This is a genomic window from Roseofilum sp. SBFL (assembly GCF_017746885.1).
In the GTDB taxonomy this organism is placed as follows: Bacteria; Cyanobacteriota; Cyanobacteriia; order Cyanobacteriales; family Desertifilaceae; genus Roseofilum.
Genome location: NZ_JAGHZH010000070.1, coordinates 1 through 17,670 on the forward strand (window position 1 = coordinate 1; position 17,670 = coordinate 17,670).

Genomic DNA, 17,670 nt, shown 5'->3' on the forward strand with positions numbered 1-17,670 from the left:
ACCAGACCACTTTACCTCTTTTAGCGTTCGCGAAGCGACTCCGCAGGAGTCTCGCCAGCTTTCCGTTGAGGTTTTCAGCAAAATACCACCGAAAAAGGTCGCTATAGCGACCTTTGAGCTGCCTTGTCACCCCTTGAGACGTTGGAGTTGTTAGGAGGTGAGGGATGATACAGCAGTTTCCTCTGCTATGCCGTACATAAAGGACTGTTTTTTAAAGATACCTAGAATCGCTCACTCGCTAGATAAGGGCTGTTGTTCAATTCCTCATTCCTCCATTTCTCCACCCAGAGCGCAAAGCGCTGTATCCCTGTTCTGGCATTTTCGGAGATGGCGATCGCTTAACCAAAACTGACGTTTTTTAGTGGAGCTTTCTAAGATCCTTTGAAGTGCCGATCGAGATGGGATTCAAACCGGATAAAATCATTTTCAATATCTGGGTTTTTCATCACATCAAAACAAACAAAGGTCGGCAAAGGCTCCATGTCAAAAAACCTAAAGTTAAGATGCATTGGCCAGAACAAATCATCTACACTTTTGCCTTCAAATAACCACTGATTGGGATCGTTAAAGGCTTCTTTAGGTGCGTTAAACGTCAGGGAAAGCATGTATTTTTTGCCAGTCAACGTTCCACCCGTGCCATATTGCTTGCTGGGGTCTTTACGGGTTCTGCCATCACCGTTGCAGAGGCGACTATCTAGACCACTAGAATACACATAATCCATATATTTTTTGAAACTCCATGTTACCCCCATCCAGTTGACGGGAGTTTGGAGAATAATCGCATCAGCCCATTGGTGTTTGGCGATTTCTTCTTCAATGTCGTAATCATCTTTCATCGTGGTGATTTTGAGAGTATATCCTTTGGCACTCAGAAGAGTTTGGGCTTTTTCAACTAACGCGGCGTTGAGTTTGCCGGGGGAGATGGCATATTCTTCGTGGCCATTGATGATGAAGATATTTGGCATGGTTAAAGTTTCCTGGGGTTATGGTTGATAGGGGCAATCGAATTTATTACAGCCCTTTTAAAGCATCTACAATAGCACTGGGTTCTGCCCGTTTGGTGTAATCGACATCTGCAAAGGTATACACAATTTTGCCATTGGGTTGGACGACATAGGTGGCGGGAATGGGTAATTCAAAATGGTCATTGCCATTATGAGCCGCCACATCAATGCCGAAACTTTGATAAATAGGGAGCAGAGAAGCAGGTAACTTAAAGACCAGCCCAAATTGTCGAGCGATTTGATTATCTATATCACTTAAGACGGGAAATGCTAACTCATTTTTCTCTTGCGTGGTTAAGGAGTTATCTGGAGTTTCCGGAGAAATTGCGACCAGAGTTGCTCCAGTCTCTTGAATACTGGCCAGGGCATTTTGCAATGCCTTGAGTTCTAGGTTGCAGTAGGGACACCAACCGCCCCGATAGAATGCTATGACCACAGGGCCTTTCGTCAAAAGTTCTTTAACATTCACAGGTTGCCCTGTAGCCTTTGGCAAAGTGAAGTCCGGAATGGTATCGCCTACCTTGAGAGTTTGCTCGAGAATGCCGGAGTCCCCTAAGTCAGTGGTAGCCTGCTGCATTACATTCTGTGTTTCTTGGGGAACATTACTGCGAAATTGTTGCTTGTGAGCGTTTAAGTCGTTTGCGAGGGTCATTTTAAATTCTCCAACGAGTATTAAGTGTTCGTTTACGCATTAAACCGTGAGGCATTTTCGGCTTGGGAAGCTGCTTCATCCCCTTTGCCAAAAAATGCTGGGAAGGGTTTAGGAATCGTGACAGCCTTTTGAGTGGCAGGTCGAGCATCGATGCGATCGCACCAAGCTTGCAGGTTATCGAGTCCCTCAATGGAAACTTTTGCCCAAGGGTACGATCGCGCCCAGGGATACGTGGCGATATCGACGATGGTAAAGTCGTCTCCCAATAAATAGGCTTTACCTTCGAGTTGCTTGTCTAGAACTTCTAGCAATCTCCGCGACTCGGCCACGTAGCGATCAATCGCGTATTGGTCTTCAATTCCTTTAGGGGCGGCAATGCGTTGAAAGTACATGGCTTGCCCCATCATTGGCCCAATGCCACTCATTTGAAACATCAGCCATTGCAAGGCTTGAGACCGGGCTTTTTCGTCGAGGGGAAGAAACTTCTGGTACTTTTGTGCGAGATACCAGAGAATTGCTCCCGACTCGAAAACGACAAAGTCATCATTGCTGCGATCGACAATTGTTGGAATGCGGCCATTGGGATTGAGCTTCATATACCACTCAGATTTTTGCTCTTTTTTCCCAAAGTCAATGTAGGTCAGTTCGTATTCAACCTCCGCCTCTTCGAGAAAGATGACGGGCTTCCAACCATTCATCGTGGAAGCGGTGTACAGATGAATATCGGGGGATGCCATAACAACCTCTGATCATGAAAGGATTGTAAATCGGATACAGGAGACGGCTAGTGCTTGTCGTCATCCCAAAATCCGGCCAGTGATGGTGCAGGTAAGTTATATGTCTTAAGATAAATAATCTAGTAACTAGCGTCAACCAGTATACTTTTAGTAACCAGGTTTATTATGAGTACTGTTACCAACATCACTACAGATAGCACGGGTCGCAAGAGTGCAGTAGAGCCTTGTTTAGAACCCTGCCCGATCGAGCGAGGAATGCGCGTATTGGGGGGCAAATGGAAAGGCTCAATTCTCTGGCATCTCAAAGATGGCCCGGTGCGATTCAATGATTTGGCGCGACAGTTAGGGGGAGCCAGTAAAAAGATGGTGAGCCAGCGCCTGCAAGAAATGGAAGAATCGGGTTTGGTCAAACGGGAAGTAGTGAGCGATCGCCCCATCGCCGTCGCCTACCAAATCACCGAGTTTGGCCAAACTGCCCTCGGCTTTTTGGAAGAACTCAAAAATTGGTCAGAAGCTAATAATATCTAGAGGAATTGCAGATTTTCAGGTATGCTAATGGAGAATTGGAAAAAATCACCACATAACCACATAAATGAAGGGTTTGGGAATACGCAGAAGTTGCTGTTTTGACCCAATCTATAGCGATCGCCTTATCCAATACTATACAGAGATTGACCTTATGCGACATATAGGCTGCGGTATGATGACCCTTGTGCTGACCCTCATTAAGGAAAATAGATGAGAATCATATTGAAGCGACGTGGGAGGCTTACATAGATAAGAGTTGGATTACAGTTGCTGATGAGATCTGTGCGCGCCGAGAAATTTAGGCGTTGACATTACCCCATGTTAACTGTCAAGTTCTTGAAAGAGCATGTATGATGATAAATAGGGATGCATAACTCAAAAGTCATACCTAGATTGTGATTGATGATTGGATTGCTCTGCCAGTCGCTTGGTATAATTACTCTCAACTCCCAGATAAAGGTAGTAATTAGAGCGACAATGACGATCGAACACCTGCTTAACTTGCGTCATAATCAATCTAGGATAGCCCTATCCTGGCAGTCAAACTTAAGAAGCGAGTAAGGCCTCAATGAGCTACTGCGTTAACCCGGTTTGTCCAAATCCAGAAAATTCTCCCAATGCTCAAGTTTGTGCTGCTTGTGGCTCCAAACTCCTGCTTCGAGAACGTTATCATATCTCTAAACTCTTGGGACAAGGTGGATTTGGGGCAACTTTTCTGGCTCAAAATTTATCCCTTCCAGGGAATCCCTATTGTGTGATTAAGCAATTGCGCCCGGCTTCTACATCTCCTCAAACCCTGCAAATGGCTAGAGAGCTGTTTCGGCGAGAAGCAAAGACCTTGGGTAAAATTGGCAATCACCCACAGTTACCTGGTTTGCTCGATTATTTTGAAACTGAACAGGAATTTTATTTGGTTCAGGAGTACATTAGCGGAGCAACCTTAAGCCGAGAGGTAAAACGGGGAGGGCCATTTACCGAAGCAGGAATTAAGCAATTTTTAAGTGAGCTGTTGCCGGTAATTGAGTATATTCACTCCAATCAGGTTATTCATCGAGATATTAAACCCGCTAATTTGATTCGCCGCAATCAGGATAAGAAGTTGGTCTTGATTGATTTTGGAGCAGTTAAGGATCAGGTGAATCCTACAGCAGTAGATAATAGTTCGGAACAAACCGCTCTAACGGCTTTTGCCATTGGGACTCCAGGATATGCCCCCCCAGAACAGATGGCTCTGAGACCCGTTTATGCCAGCGATATTTATGCAGTGGGTGTAACTTGTATTTATTTGTTAACTGCTAAATCTCCAAAGGATTTGGGCTACGATCCGGCGACAGGCGAAATTCTTTGGGAAAGACAGGTACAAATTAGCGATCATTTAACTCGTGTGTTGAAGAAAATGCTCGATGGGTCAGTTAAACATCGCTATCAGTGTGCCCAAGATATTTTGAAGGCTTTAGAGTTAGAGCCTTATTTGGATAGTTTAGCCCAAGGGATGTTAACGGGGCCAGTAAAACCGACAACAGAGACCTCTTCTAGGGGGACAGGAGGTCGTAATACCGGGAATTCTGGCCCAAGTAGCCATCTCTCTCGTTTCGGGGTATCGATTCGTTCGCGCCAATCCAGGTTGCGAGGTGGTAATACAGGACTTTCTAATACCTCAATTTCAACTCAAGCAAATTCTGGCCCAACTTCGGGGGGAAGTGCGGGAGCAAATAAGCCAAAGATTCCCACTCGTTTGAAGGAGCAAGAGTTGCTCACTTATTATGCTAAGGGGCGTAGGGATTTTGTGGATCATGATTTGAGTGCCCTTAATCTTCAGGAAATGGTATTTCCAGAGGCGAATTTCCGAGAATGTAAGTTTGTGAAGACGAATTTCACTCGTGCCAATTTGTTTCGTTCGGATTTTACAAAGGCGCGTTTAAAACAGACGATTTTGCGAGATGCGAATTTGAGTCGTGCTTATTTTAATTATGCGAATTTGGAGGGGGCGGATCTGCGGGGTGCTGATTTGAGTTATGCCTATTTGAGTAGTGCAAATTTGAATGGGGCGAATTTATGTGGGGCGAATTTAACTGGCGCTAAGGTGACGGAGCAGCAGTTAAAGCGAGCGAGAACGAATTGGAGAACGGTTTTACCGAAAGGGCGCGCAAAGTAGCCTGAATGAGGGGATAAGGAAGGTTCGCTATAAAAGGCCGAGATTACAGAAATGGAGGAGATTGCTTCATTTCCCTCCGTTCTACTCGCAATGAGATAGTCTATCTGATTCACCGGACTTGATATCACGTTCTTTTTTTGATGGGCTTTGGCTATACAAAAAAGGGCGATCTTGGCGATCGCCCTTTTTGAGACGAAAAACACCCTCTAGGGAAGTCTTTCGCTGCCTGTACTCAAGGAATATGAGTCGAGTGCCTTAAACTTCGTAGGGTTGTTTACCACTAAATTTAAGGGTTGCTGGCTCAGGATTGCTGCCGATATTGCGGTCAATTTTACCGACAAATTCCCGACCTTCGTTCACTTTTTCAGGGAACACACCATCTGCGGGATGAAGATACTGAATTTCACCATTGGGATAAACCCGGTAAATTTTATAATCATTGATCTTAAATTTGGGCCGCAGTTGGCGATAGGCGAGGGCCAAGCATTGTTCTTTGCGAGCCAGATACAGAAGGTTTTCACCTTGTTGCATCGTGGCTGCACCACCGGTGGGCATCTCAAAGACTTGGGCTTTGGGCGATGTCCAAGTGATGGCGTATTTTTCTTCTACTGATGCTTTGGTGAGTAGTCCACCAGTACTTCCCCCGAATAGGGGAGCTTGTCCGGTCAGTGTCTCACTCATGGTTACAGCTCTCTCCTCTAAACCAAGATTTTTATGGCATCGTATCACTGAGATGGGGGTGGACTAGAGATTTTGTTAGGAACTGTTACAGTTGTTCATAATTCATAGGCAGGAAGCTCTATTTGTGTCGTCCAATAGTGGGCGACTGACGACGGGAACGGGAGGGGCGATCGCCTCTTGATGAGCCTCTTGATGAGCCTTGGGATAAGCCTTTATCTGCGATAGGCAGGGTAAATCGGAATTGAGAGCCTTGGTTTTTCCCTCCAGATTCAGCCCAAATCTGTCCTCCCCAGTTAGTGACGATTTGACGGCAAATGGCTAAACCGAGACCCGTACCACCGGTACTGCGACGTAGGGCCCCTTCTTCTTGATAAAAGCGATCGAAGACCGTTTCTAGGCGATTGGGTTCAATCCCGCGACCACTGTCTTCAACGGTGACTAAAATCATGGGTTGGTTATTCTGCGGTCGTTTTTGGGGAGGAACTCGCTCTTGAAACAGCTTGGTCTGGGTACTACAGATGGCTTGGATGGTGACCTGTCCCGGGGATGGAGTAAATTTACAGGCGTTATCAAGGAGTTTGGATAAGACTTCAACTAACCATTCTCCATCGACGTGAACCAGGGGTAGAGTCCTGGGAAGATGGGTAATAATCTGGGGTAAGTCCTGATTGGGTTGATGAGAGCGAATACTGCTGATGGCCAGGTCAATACATTCTTCCAAAGGTAGGGGTTCGGGATTCCAGTCTACTGAGCCACTTTCAAGGCGAGAAAGGGTGAGGAAGTCTTGGATCAGCTCTCGCAGGCGTTCAGCATCATCTAGGGCGGTATTGAGCATCACCTGGCGCAAGTCCTGGGGCATATCCGGTTCACTGGCTAAACTTTCTAGACAGACTTGGATGGTCGAGAGTGGGGTGCGCAGTTCGTGACCGGTGATGGCGATCAAGTTGCGGGTGGTGCGATCGAGGGCTTCGAGTTGTTGGTTGAGGTCTTCGAGGTTAGCGTAGGCCTGGGCTTGGATGAGGGCGACCCCAATTTGGGAGGCGATCGCCTGAACCATTTCTAGTTGACTCGATGCCCAAGTATAAGAACTCTCGCCACAGTGGTGAATTTCAATCATTCCGAGAAGTTCCTCTTTGTAGAGTACAGGAACCATTAACCAGGAATGGATTTTGGCGGGGGTGACTTGATCGGTTAGGGTAGGGTGATTGAGGGCATCTGGGTTTAAGTTACTCAGATAAGCGCGGTGATTTTGCTTAATGACATGGGAAAATAGGGGATGATCGGTTAGGGGCCAAGTTTTTCCTTTCAAGGAAGAGAGCCTACGGGAGTTCATGTATTCATATTCGATGGTCACCTGCTTTTGAGACGCTTTACAGGGATAAATTAGACAGCGGCAGCTCTCCATCGCTTGACCCAGTTCTTTGGCAGCAATCTGAAAAATTTCTTCTGGGTTGAGGGAGCGACGAATGGCATCAGTAATGGAGTTGACTAAGCGTTCTTTTTTCTCTTGGTTGGCGATCGCGGTATAGGCCTTCACCAGTTTATACTGACCGGCTTGTAAATAGGTCACTAGACGCTCGGCGAAGGGAGCTGGATCGAGATAAGAGATCTGACAGGCAGGCGCTTGTGTGATCCGGGTTTGGGCTTGTTCCACTTTAGCCGCTAATTCCGGACGATACTCTAAAATTCGAGACAGTAAGGCCTGGGCTGCCTGTTCGCAAATTTGGCGATCGAATGTCCAAATGCCCTCAAAGCGTCGTGCTTGATCCATCGTCATCAAGGGAATTTCGGGCAATCCCATCCCTGACGGATCGCGTTCGCGACAAATTAAACACGTGGCATACTGTTGACCAATAATCACCAAATGCCATTCATGCTTGAGTTCATCCTGGGAACTAAAGGCAATGGTTTCATACTCTTGGGAAGCATTCTTAAATTCCGTTTCTGGAGCAGCCAGAACATAAACCTGGTCAGTTTTTTGAGCAATGCGGCGATAGCGATGAGACTCTTGGCGATAAAACCGTTCTCGCTGGAAATTAGCAATGACTAAGGGCTGATCGGCCCCAGCCAAGACCTGGTCTTCCATAGCATGGGAAAGGGCGGTCAAAGACGGCTTAAAATAGATTTGCGATCGCAGTTGGGGTAACCTTTGTAAAAGGTCTGCCAACACGGAAGGATAATTACTCATTAATGCTGCTTGGCCCAGTCAGGACAACTCCACACTTAACTTTAAGTTACTTTAAGTTTAGTTCGCTTAAGTTTTTATTCTATCGAGTTCCTGGGCCCTTTGATACGGTTTATAGTCCAGGCAATCGATCGCCCGCTCAGAATTGGCATAGTGAGGATGTACGGTACATTTGAGCCGATGGTCATTCGTAAAAAATTGACAATGGGCACAGGGAATCTGATGCATTTGTTTAGCCTGAGCTAGAGTATCTCCCATGGCTCTACCTAACGTCCAGGCGATCGCTGCCATGAAAACCCAAGCACTGACGAAGCAAATAGGAACCCCGAAAGGCTGTATACTTTGAAGCAGTTGAAAGAAAAAGTCAATAATCGTGAGCATAAACGTATTCTCGATCCTTAAAAGTCTGGACAAGCAAGTTACGATCCGTTATAGCAGGAAGAGAGGCTAAATCAACTGGGGGATGACGATTCTAGATTGTGGCGATCGCCTCAGATATCTTAAAGCGTGAAATAAAATAACGAATTGTAAACCCTCTAAAATCTGAAATCTCCTATGAGAGGATAGTATTTGATGTCCAATCACTAACCGAACTACGATCGAAAAAGGATAGTTTTATGAGTCTCCGACTAGGTGATACAGTTCCTAATTTTACTCAAGCCTCTTCCGAAGGTGACATTGACTTCTATAGCTGGGCAGGAGATAGCTGGGTTGTACTCTTTTCCCACCCCGCAGACTATACTCCCGTTTGCACCACAGAACTGGGTATGGTTGCCAAACTCAAACCCGAGTTTGATAAACGCAATGTTAAAGTCATTGCTCTGAGTGTCGATGGTGTAGAATCCCATAAAGGATGGATTGGGGACATTAACGAGACCCAAAAAACAACCGTCAATTATCCCATTTTGGCTGATGAAGACAAGAAAGTCTCCGATCTCTATGATATGATTCATCCAGAATCCTTGAATAACTTAACTGTCCGTACCGTTTTTATCATCGATCCCCAGAAGAAACTGCGCCTGAATATCACCTATCCAGCGAGTACCGGACGTAACTTTTATGAAATTCTACGGGTGATTGACTCCTTACAATTAACGGATAATTATCAAGTGGCTACCCCCGTGAATTGGCAAGATGGAGGCGATTGCGTGATTGTACCCTCTCTCAAAGATCCAGAAGTCTTGAAAGAAAAATTCCCTAAAGGATATGAAGAAGTTAAACCCTATTTACGCATGACTCCCCAGCCCAACAAATAGGTTATAGCGCTTCACGCTAGGATGAGGAAGTGGGAACACGGAGACACGGAGGTAGATTTTTGCCTATTCCCTATTCCCTATTCCCTAAAGATAAAGTTCGGCAACTAAACGGATGGATATCAAAACAGGATTTATAGCCACAGTAGGCAATACGCCCCTCATTCGATTAAACAGCTTTTGCGAAGAGACCGGGTGTGAAATTCTCGGTAAAGCAGAATTCCTCAATCCAGGGGGTTCGGTAAAAGACCGAGCCGCCCTGTACATCATTGAAGAGGCTGAAAAACAAGGACTTCTCAAACCTGGCGGCACAGTTGTTGAGGGAACTGCTGGCAACACAGGAATTGGTTTAGCCCATATTTGTAATGCTAAAGGATATCGCTGTAAAATCATCATCCCTGAAACCCAATCCCAGGAGAAAATCGAGGCCCTGCGAACCCTCGGTGCAGAGGTTCAAACTGTCCCTGCTGTACCCTATCGAGACCCAAATAATTATGTGAAATTATCGGGGAGAGTAGCGGCTGAACTCGATAATGCGATTTGGGCGAATCAATTTGAAAATTTAGCCAATCGTCAGGCCCATTATGAAACCACAGGGCCAGAAATTTGGCAACAGACTGACGGTAAAATTGAGGGTTGGGTTACGGCTACAGGAACCGGGGGAACTTATGCAGGAGTTGCCCTATACCTAAAGGAGAAAAAACCCAATATTCAGGTGGTGGTTGCTGACCCCATGGGGAGTGGTTTGTATTCCTATGTGAAGACGGGAGAAATTAAGCCAGAAGGAAGTTCGGTAACGGAAGGAATTGGCAATTCTCGGATTACAAAAAACATGGAAGAAGTTCCGATTGATGATGCCATTCAAGTTGACGATACTGAATGTATTCGAGTTCTCTATCAGCTATTACGTCGGGATGGTTTATTTATGGGTGGTTCTGTCGGTATTAATGTGGGAGCTGCGGTAGCCTTAGCCAAACAAATGGGGCCCGGACATACGATTGTGACGGTCTTATGTGATGGGGGCGCTCGCTATCAGTCCAAGCTTTATAATCGAGAGTGGTTAGCCTCGAAGAATTTGCTACTGGATTAACATAACCCTTTGCGTGATAATGGATAATGGGTAATTGCCACTCTAAATCTTGAGGAACCAAAAACAAATGAAAATGAAACGTAATCTTTTCATATTTGTGGGAATTATATTGATTTCCCTAGTTGTGGTCTTATTCAAGCCATACCATCAATTAAGGGATATTTATCTTAGTAAATACTACCCATTAAATACTCATTCTGGTTTCATACAGCAAGACATCGGTTTTTCTTACTCACTATTTGACTTAGGTGTAGCTGAGATTAATCAAGACAGGTTTTTAGATATATATTCTACAAATCACAATAGTCGCCAACTCTTCTTAATGAATCAACAAGGAGAAGATTTCAAAGATGGGCTAACAGAGTTGGGTTTGCCCCAAAACTATGAAGCTACATACTCACCCGTGCCTGATCCTCTGTTAAATAAGACAGAACCAGGATTATATATCTATTGGCATAATTATGAATTAATAGTTGCCTCCCAAGGTCTAACTAATTTAGAAAATATGGGAGGTCTGATTATTGTTCCTCTCTTAGCAACCTCTACAGAATCCGGTGAAATATCAACAAAAATAGACAAGAAACCTGCCCTATCAGCAGGAATTGATAAGGTACAAGTGGCAAAATTTAAGGTGAAAGGAGATGGGCGATTATCTATTAAATTTCCAGCATTTTATCCGTTTTTTCAACCGCTATTTAAGTTGAACACTGGAGCCGATATAACTCATGTTTACATCGGTTCTCGTTTTGAATCTCCGACTTCCGTTGATTTTGCTCTACCTCCTATTTATGCTTTACCTTATATGGATCGACATGGTATGGCTTGGAATGATTATAACAATGACGGGAATATGGATGTAGCGATTGCCAGAGCAGGAATGCAAGGTAAGATATCAGAATTTGATCCGGATGCTAAAGATGAATTAATGTTGCAAACCAGTTCCGGTTTTGAAGATATTGGAGGGAAGGTAGACCTAGATAAAGAGGGTTGTGCTTCACGACAAGTGGCTTGGGTTGATTTTGATCGAGATAATCTTTTAGACCTTTACATTATGTGTGGACGGCATTTGCCACCTAATTCTATATATCCGAATCAACTGTATCGCCAAACTGCTGAAGGTCGTTTTGTCAATGTTTCTGCTGAAAAAAATGTAAATATACCCGAAATGGGGTGGTTTGCTTGGTTAGATATAGATAACGATATGGACATGGATTTATTTTGGGCTGATGAAATAAGTTTTTGGCTCTACAGAAATGAATCGGGAACGTTTATTGCCGAAAAGTTAGGGGAAAATAAGCGTAAGAGCTTAGTGAATCAATTGACGATCGCTGATTATGATGGAGATGGAGACCTGGATTTATTCTCCGCTTCCAGAAAACATAGTATATTATTTACCAATGTGCAGGGTAAATTTGAAAGGGTCGATCCAGAATTAATTGGACTACCCGATCGAGCATTTGCAGCGAACTGGGTTGATTACGATAATGATGGGTTGATAGACTTACATACCTTACGGTATGGAATGTACCGCCAACTGTCAAATCACACATTTGAAAAAATAAATTTATTAGAAGTTAGTGCACCAAACACATTCGGGGGGTATGCTTACTGTACTTGGTTCGACGCAGATAATGATGGCGATCGCGACTTACTCATGGGAAAATCTGAAGAGATGTCCTGGTGGGAAAAGCGGCAAAGAAAAGCACAAGATATTGCGGAGTTAACTAAATACAGTAAATCCAAAGTGTTGCTGTATCGAAATCTGGGAAATAACAATCATTGGTTGCAAATTGAATTGAAAGGTTCCCCCGGAAACTCGGTCGCGATCGGTGCTAAGGTCAAAGTCACTACGGCTAATGGTACACAATTGCAACAAGTCGGACAGTCGGAAGGAGCCTGGCGATCGCAAGGGCATTACCGCCTATACTTTGGTTTAGGAAAACAAGATGCAATTAGCTCAATTCAAGTTACATGGCCTGATGGTAAAGTTCAGGAAATCCTAAATCCCGACCTCGATCGATTATTGATTATTGAGCAAGCATAAACTTGGATTAAGGATTAATCAGATGGCTCCCCCATACTTTTTGAGAGACTAAAGAAACGATATAAAAAAAGAGGGTGAAATATGGATGAAACCGCACTAACCAAACAGGTGCGCGTGTGTCAGCATCAAAGTTGCCGTCATTTGGGAGCGGCTCAGGTGTTGGAGGCGTTTGAACTGCACCTGGTCGATAGGGTCGAGGTTGTAGCCGTTCACTGTTTGGGGCAATGTGGGAACGGGCCGATGGTTTTGGTTTTACCGGAAGAAGTTTGGTATTGTCGGGTTTCTCCCCAGGAAGTCCCAGCAGTAGTGGAACGACATTTAAGGGGGGGAAACCCGGTCAAGGGAATGTTATATCGGAAGTTTCATCCTGCTAATAGTTAAACTAGACTAGGATTCATTGGGAAGGCGAACTTTGGTGATTAAGCCGACTCGATGCAAGAGGCTAATGACTCCCCAACTGGGATCGATTTCCCACCATTTTAAGCCGCAACGAGCAGAAGAGGGAAAGGCGTGATGGTTATTGTGCCAACCTTGTCCGTAGCTCAAGGGGACTAACCACCAAACATTGGTCGATTTATCATTGGTGTCATAGTTACGATAGCCGAAGGTGTGAGCAACACTGTTGACCCCCCAGGCACCATGCCAAAGGAGAACGACGCGGACAATGCTTCCCCACATGACCCAAGGTAAGCCTCCCAGGGCAAATAGGATGGCAGCGAGACCAAAGTGCAAAACCAGGAGATAGCGATCGCAGAATAGATAAAACGGATCGTCTTTAATATCTTTGGTCACTTTAGCGATTTTGTCATCTAAGTCTGGTTTGTGATAGAGAATCCAGATAAAATGGCTCCACCAGAATCCTTTATTGATATTGTGATAATCGCCCTCTTGGTCTGAATGGGCATGATGAATGCGATGGGTTCCAGCCCAATCAATGGGGTTAGATAAACCGCTAAAGGCTCCACAGAACACAAAAAAATATTCAACCCATTTGGGACAAGTAAAGCTACGGTGACTGGCTAAACGATGCCATCCGATTTCGACTCCTGAGCCGGTGATCATGTGCAGAACCAGAAAAACACCCACAGCCGACCAACTAAAGAATGGGGGAAAAAAGGCTAAAACGACCCCGATATGCATGGCAATCATCACAAAGATGATGATCCAGTTGAGACGGGGAGAGGATTCCGTTTCAGGAATCGTTGTTTCAGAAGTAAGTTCTTTAATCATCAAAGGTTACCTTGGATAAACATGTTGAGCTGATGAACAGGAGAGGGATTACTCGTTAATCCTCCGCTCAGAGCGAACTATAATTTCTCTTTCTGGGTAAACGGTTGATAGCATTTATCTTCATCATATAAATGACAAACGCTGGTAATGTTCCAGAGAGAAGAGAGGGAAAATTCATTGGTGGTCATGTATTGTCCCCAGTTTTGTTCTAGACTGGCATGAGCTTGACGCAGATTGTACCAGGGAATCGCAGTAGAGATGTGATGGGGAACATGAACGTTAATGTCATGGGCCATCCATTCAAACCATCTGGGATATTGACAATGGGCTGTTCCCATAAGTTGGGCTTCGGCTTCATTCCATTCCGATTGGGGTTTGAAGGGAATGTCGGTTTTGGTGTGATGCAGGAGGGTGATGGTACTCATCCAAAAATGGAAGACGAGCCAAGGCATGAGCCAATAGTTGACCCATCCCCACAATCCGGTAGTGGCAATGAGTAAGGGAAATCCGATCGCCATTTGAGCGATGACAAAGAGGGCTGAAAATCGAACTTGTTCCCGTTCTTTACCGGCAAATGTCCACCATGGGAAGTGCAGTTTTGCCCAATGAACGGCAGAGGCTAACCACCAAAATTTACCCCGCAGACCCCGATAGGCCCATTTTTCAATCGGATGAAAATTGTTGTATTCTTCACGAGAATAGGCTTTCCACGCATTATCTATTTCGAGACAGTTGGTGTATTTATGATGGATGTTATGTTTAATCCGCCAACCATGAAAGGGATAAATGCAGGGAATGAAAACGAGATGACCAATGAGGCTATTAATCCATTTACCATTGGCAAAGGAGCGGTGTCCACAATCGTGACCGATGACAAATAAACCGGTGAAGGCGCTACCAGTAAAGAGCCAGAGCAGGGGTAAGCAATACCAGGGGGCGATCGCTGTGCCCCACCATCCTAAACCCACAAGGATCAGGTTAATGATTAACCCTGACCAGGCTTTGACGGAATCTTTGATAAATACTTCTCTGGGAAGGGTGTTGATAATATCTCTGAGGCGGATATTGGAGTCGAGGTGGATCTTTTCGTCTGTTTGAGGCCGTGCAGACGGATGAGCGATCGCTGTTTTCATTCAACGTTTTCCTGTTTTATTTGTTTCGGATCTGGGGCAATCTAAAATATACGCCCATAGAGGGGGGGTCTTCAAGTCCCACGAAAAAATTACTGAGATTCGGAAAAGGTTCGATAACCCTTATCTTCGTCATACAAGTGACAAACATCAGTTATTTCCCAAAGCAAACGGAAAGAAAACCGTTTTCTGGTGATATATTCTCCCCAATTTTCTTCAAGGCTGGCATGGGCTTTGCGCAGGTTATACCAGGGAATGGCTGTGGTTAAATGATGGGGAACATGAACATTAATATCATGGCAAATCCATTCAAACCACCAAGGATATTTACAATCGGTGCTACCTACGAGTTGGGCAGTGACTTCATGCCATTTTCCGTCGGGTTCAAATTTGAGATCGGGTAAAGTGTGGTGCAGGAGAGTTACCGTACTGAGCCAAAAGTGGAAGACAAACCAAGGCACACACCAGAGGGAAAACCAGCCCCACCATCCCGTAGTGGCAATGAGCAGAGGAAAGCCAATCGCCATTTGTGCAATCACTAATAGGGCAGAAAATTTGAATTGTTCCCGTTCTTTTCCTGGCTTGATTGTCCACCATTGAAAGTGGAGTTGGGCCCAATGGACAATGGAACCTAACCACCAGAATTTACCATGAAGGGAACGATACACAATTTTTTCAAAGGAATTGAGGGCTTGATACTGTTCCACGTAGAATGGATTCCAGGTATTATCGCGATCGATGTGGTTGGTATGTTTATGATGAATATTATGTTCAATCCGCCAGGGATGGAAGGGATAAATGCAGGGGGTGAGGGCAATATGACCAACCAAATTGTTTACCCATTTTTTGTTGGCAAAGGAACGATGACCGCAGTCATGGGCAATGACAAATAAGCCAAAAAAGCCCGTTCCAGTAAAGAGCCAGAGCAGGGGAAGTAAATACCAAGGGGCGATCGCGATTCCCCACCATCCTAAACTGACGAGAACGACATTGGAGATAAATCCAAACCAAGCTTTAAATTGGTTTTTGTCAAAAACATCTTTGGGTAAGGTTTTTAAGACATCTTTTAAGCGCAAATTCCGATCGAGCTGGGGTCGTCCCGCTGATATAAGCTCCGCCGAGGGATTGGCGATCGCTGTTTTCATGCTCAATGTTCCTCTATTAACAATTGCATCATTATACCCTCTACTTCCGCAATTTTCATGAATTTTAGAAAAGCAAATTTTGCTCTTCAACCCAGAAATTTGACATCCATAAAAAGGACATCTTTTCAACCGTACAAATACTTATTCTTTGTGCAAGAAAACCTTTAGTTCTCTTCCAAGGGCGTGCGAGGGCTATGGGCCTTGGCGGGGGTTCCCCAGCAAATATAAGATTCTGGTAACGAGCGAAACACACTACTACGGGCCCCAACCACGCTATTGGCTCCAATTTTAACCCCTGGAGACACAAAACAATCTGTGGCAATCCATACTCCATTTCCAATCTTAATTGGGTCAGTGACTAGGCGAAAACAGGGGTCTTGAATATCATGGGAACCCGTACAAAGATAGGTTTTCTGGGAAATGACACAATGCTGGCCAATTTCAATCTGGTCTAAGCTATAGAACACCACATCATCGCCAATCCAACTATAATCTCCAATGCTGACTTTCCAGGGATAGGTAAACCGGGCTGTGGGCCGAATGACCACTCCTCGGCCAATTTTTGCCCCGAAACAGCGCAACAACATGACCCGAATATTATGCCAATTATGTAGTGTTAAAGGAAACGTAATAGCCTGTATAAACCACCAAAGAATAATCCCCCAGGTGGGACGACCGCGATCGAAATTAGATTGGTCATACTGGCGCAAATCGACCCAAGACGGGGAATCGAGGCGATAGGATGGGGAGGATTTAGGAGTTAACTCAGGAGTTGACATGGGTAGGGGAAGATTGAGTGCCAGAAGATTGTGCTTTCATGGGATTAATATGCCCTCCAAACTGGCGTAGCTCAAATAACTTTACGCCAATATTGTATTCATATTGACTCAAGAGTCTGGCATAAATATATCCTGCTTGGCCATCTAAAAATCCCAGTTGGAGAATATAGTGTAAGATAAAGCGAATTGTGGGCTTAAAAGGTAAGCGCACCCATATTTTTTTTAGCCACCGTTTGCGCTGTACGGCATCTCCAAATAAGTTAGAACCAATGGTATTCCCTTCGTCCATCCCTTCGATCAGATTGTAATAGACTCTAGCTTCCCAATTAGAATAGCGGTTATGGCGAGCTAACCAAGCGTAAATATCGCGGAAATCTTCATGAAGCATATCTTCTTTGAGATAACCCACATTCCCCTCCAGGATTACATGCTCGTGAACTTCATTGTCGCCGGCATTTCTAACATCTTCCACGTTCAAATTTTCGTATCGACCTTTTTGATGTTTGAATAGCCGTAAATTCCAGTCTGGATATCGTCCCCCATGGCGAATCCAAGCCCCTAGGAAAATAACTCGGCGATTGAGATAATAGCCATTCATGTTAGGATCTTGAATGGCTTGTTTAATTTCTTCCCATAAAGGGGGAGTAATCCGTTCATCACAATCAACAATCAAAATCCATTCATTACGAAAGGGGAGGTTGTCTAATGACCAGTTTTTCTTTTTTGGCCATGACCCATTAAACTTAAATTGAACAACTGTTGCCCCTAAGCTTTCGGCAATTTCTGCGGTGCGATCGCCACTTTGGGAATCAACTACAAAGATTTCATCCGCCAGTTGCAAACTATCCAGGCAAGCGGCAATGTTATCTTCTTCATCTTTTGCTGGAATAATAATCGATACCGGGACTTTAGAAGCTTCAGAGGTCATAAGGGCACGGGAGGGATGAGACAACGTTTAGGATATCAGATCAATCTCAAACTTTGGATTGTGACATCTGCATTTTTCTCCTTTAGTTATAACAGGTCTGGTATAACGGTGAAGATGAATAGGGCACAG

General features: G+C 44.7%; 17 protein-coding genes. 6 read left to right on the forward strand and 11 right to left on the reverse strand.

The genetic code is table 11. From position 1 onward, the window contains the following. Positions 1 to 371: 371 nt before the first annotated feature. From J7545_RS08180 to J7545_RS08190, 3 genes are read right to left on the reverse strand one after another with little or no spacing between them, the layout of a single operon-like run. On the reverse strand, positions 372 to 965 hold the full coding sequence (locus J7545_RS08180; RefSeq protein ID WP_318719405.1) for an NAD(P)H-dependent oxidoreductase: 594 nt from the start codon (positions 963 to 965) through the stop codon (positions 372 to 374). 46 nt (positions 966 to 1,011) lie between these two features. Continuing rightward, positions 1,012 to 1,656: a peroxiredoxin-like family protein gene (locus J7545_RS08185; protein ID WP_318719406.1), complete on the reverse strand. Its 645-nt coding sequence runs from the start codon at positions 1,654 to 1,656 to the stop codon at positions 1,012 to 1,014. A 32-nt stretch (positions 1,657 to 1,688) separates the two neighbouring features. After that, positions 1,689 to 2,393 (reverse strand): glutathione S-transferase family protein, encoded by a 705-nt coding sequence (locus J7545_RS08190; RefSeq protein WP_318719407.1) that lies wholly within the window; start codon positions 2,391 to 2,393, stop codon positions 1,689 to 1,691. A gap of 165 nt (positions 2,394 to 2,558) precedes the next feature. Here J7545_RS08190 and J7545_RS08195 point away from each other — a divergent pair, with 165 nt between their 5' ends. Both J7545_RS08195 and J7545_RS08200 read left to right on the forward strand, forming a co-directional pair. After that, on the forward strand, positions 2,559 to 2,921 hold the full coding sequence (locus J7545_RS08195; protein WP_318719408.1) for a helix-turn-helix domain-containing protein: 363 nt from the start codon (positions 2,559 to 2,561) through the stop codon (positions 2,919 to 2,921). A 568-nt stretch (positions 2,922 to 3,489) separates the two neighbouring features. Next, a complete protein-coding gene (locus J7545_RS08200; protein WP_318719410.1) occupies positions 3,490 to 5,076 on the forward strand; it encodes a serine/threonine-protein kinase in 1,587 nt (528 codons plus the stop codon). 255 nt (positions 5,077 to 5,331) lie between these two features. Here J7545_RS08200 and J7545_RS08205 read toward each other — a convergent pair whose 3' ends face one another. From J7545_RS08205 to J7545_RS08215, 3 genes are all read right to left on the reverse strand, one after another. Continuing rightward, the gene (locus tag J7545_RS08205) at positions 5,332 to 5,757 is read right to left on the reverse strand and encodes a photosystem I reaction center subunit II (protein WP_318719411.1); all 426 of its coding nucleotides are present in this window, start codon (positions 5,755 to 5,757) and stop codon (positions 5,332 to 5,334) included. A gap of 118 nt (positions 5,758 to 5,875) precedes the next feature. Continuing rightward, positions 5,876 to 7,945 (reverse strand): DICT sensory domain-containing protein, encoded by a 2,070-nt coding sequence (locus J7545_RS08210; RefSeq protein WP_318719412.1) that lies wholly within the window; start codon positions 7,943 to 7,945, stop codon positions 5,876 to 5,878. 66 nt (positions 7,946 to 8,011) lie between these two features. Continuing rightward, positions 8,012 to 8,323, reverse strand: a complete 312-nt coding sequence (locus J7545_RS08215) for a hypothetical protein (RefSeq protein WP_318719413.1) — start codon at positions 8,321 to 8,323, stop codon at positions 8,012 to 8,014. 236 nt (positions 8,324 to 8,559) lie between these two features. On the opposite strand from J7545_RS08215, the gene J7545_RS08220 reads away from it, so the two are divergent. The 4 genes from J7545_RS08220 (at position 8,560) to J7545_RS08235 (ending at position 12,710) form a co-directional block, all read left to right on the forward strand. Further along, positions 8,560 to 9,198, forward strand: a complete 639-nt coding sequence (locus tag J7545_RS08220) for a peroxiredoxin (RefSeq protein ID WP_318719414.1) — start codon at positions 8,560 to 8,562, stop codon at positions 9,196 to 9,198. Between the two features lie 112 nt (positions 9,199 to 9,310). Next, positions 9,311 to 10,285: a cysteine synthase A gene (locus J7545_RS08225; protein WP_318719415.1), complete on the forward strand. Its 975-nt coding sequence runs from the start codon at positions 9,311 to 9,313 to the stop codon at positions 10,283 to 10,285. A gap of 322 nt (positions 10,286 to 10,607) precedes the next feature. Next, complete coding sequence (locus J7545_RS08230) at positions 10,608 to 12,329, forward strand: CRTAC1 family protein (RefSeq protein WP_318719416.1); 1,722 nt, start codon at positions 10,608 to 10,610, stop codon at positions 12,327 to 12,329. Positions 12,330 to 12,410: 81 nt separating this feature from the next. Next, entirely contained in the window at positions 12,411 to 12,710 is a 300-nt protein-coding gene (locus J7545_RS08235) for a (2Fe-2S) ferredoxin domain-containing protein (protein ID WP_318719418.1), read from the forward strand. A 6-nt stretch (positions 12,711 to 12,716) separates the two neighbouring features. Here J7545_RS08235 and J7545_RS08240 read toward each other — a convergent pair whose 3' ends face one another. The 5 genes from J7545_RS08240 to J7545_RS08260 all read right to left on the reverse strand — a co-directional run bounded on the left by J7545_RS08240 (position 12,717) and on the right by J7545_RS08260 (position 17,541). Next, positions 12,717 to 13,559, reverse strand: a complete 843-nt coding sequence (locus tag J7545_RS08240; protein WP_318719419.1) for an acyl-CoA desaturase — start codon at positions 13,557 to 13,559, stop codon at positions 12,717 to 12,719. A 77-nt stretch (positions 13,560 to 13,636) separates the two neighbouring features. Then, positions 13,637 to 14,692: a fatty acid desaturase gene (locus J7545_RS08245; RefSeq protein WP_318719420.1), complete on the reverse strand. Its 1,056-nt coding sequence runs from the start codon at positions 14,690 to 14,692 to the stop codon at positions 13,637 to 13,639. A gap of 89 nt (positions 14,693 to 14,781) precedes the next feature. After that, entirely contained in the window at positions 14,782 to 15,834 is a 1,053-nt protein-coding gene (locus J7545_RS08250; protein WP_318719421.1) for a fatty acid desaturase, read from the reverse strand. A 164-nt stretch (positions 15,835 to 15,998) separates the two neighbouring features. Beyond that, a complete protein-coding gene (hpsU, locus tag J7545_RS08255) occupies positions 15,999 to 16,613 on the reverse strand; it encodes a hormogonium polysaccharide biosynthesis acetyltransferase HpsU (protein WP_318719422.1) in 615 nt (204 codons plus the stop codon). Continuing rightward, positions 16,600 to 17,541 carry a glycosyltransferase family 2 protein gene (locus J7545_RS08260; protein ID WP_318719423.1) on the reverse strand — a complete coding sequence of 314 codons (942 nt, stop codon included), beginning with the start codon at positions 17,539 to 17,541 and terminating at the stop codon, positions 16,600 to 16,602. The genes hpsU and J7545_RS08260 overlap by 14 nt, the downstream gene beginning before the upstream one ends. Between the last annotated feature and the right edge of the window lie 129 nt (positions 17,542 to 17,670).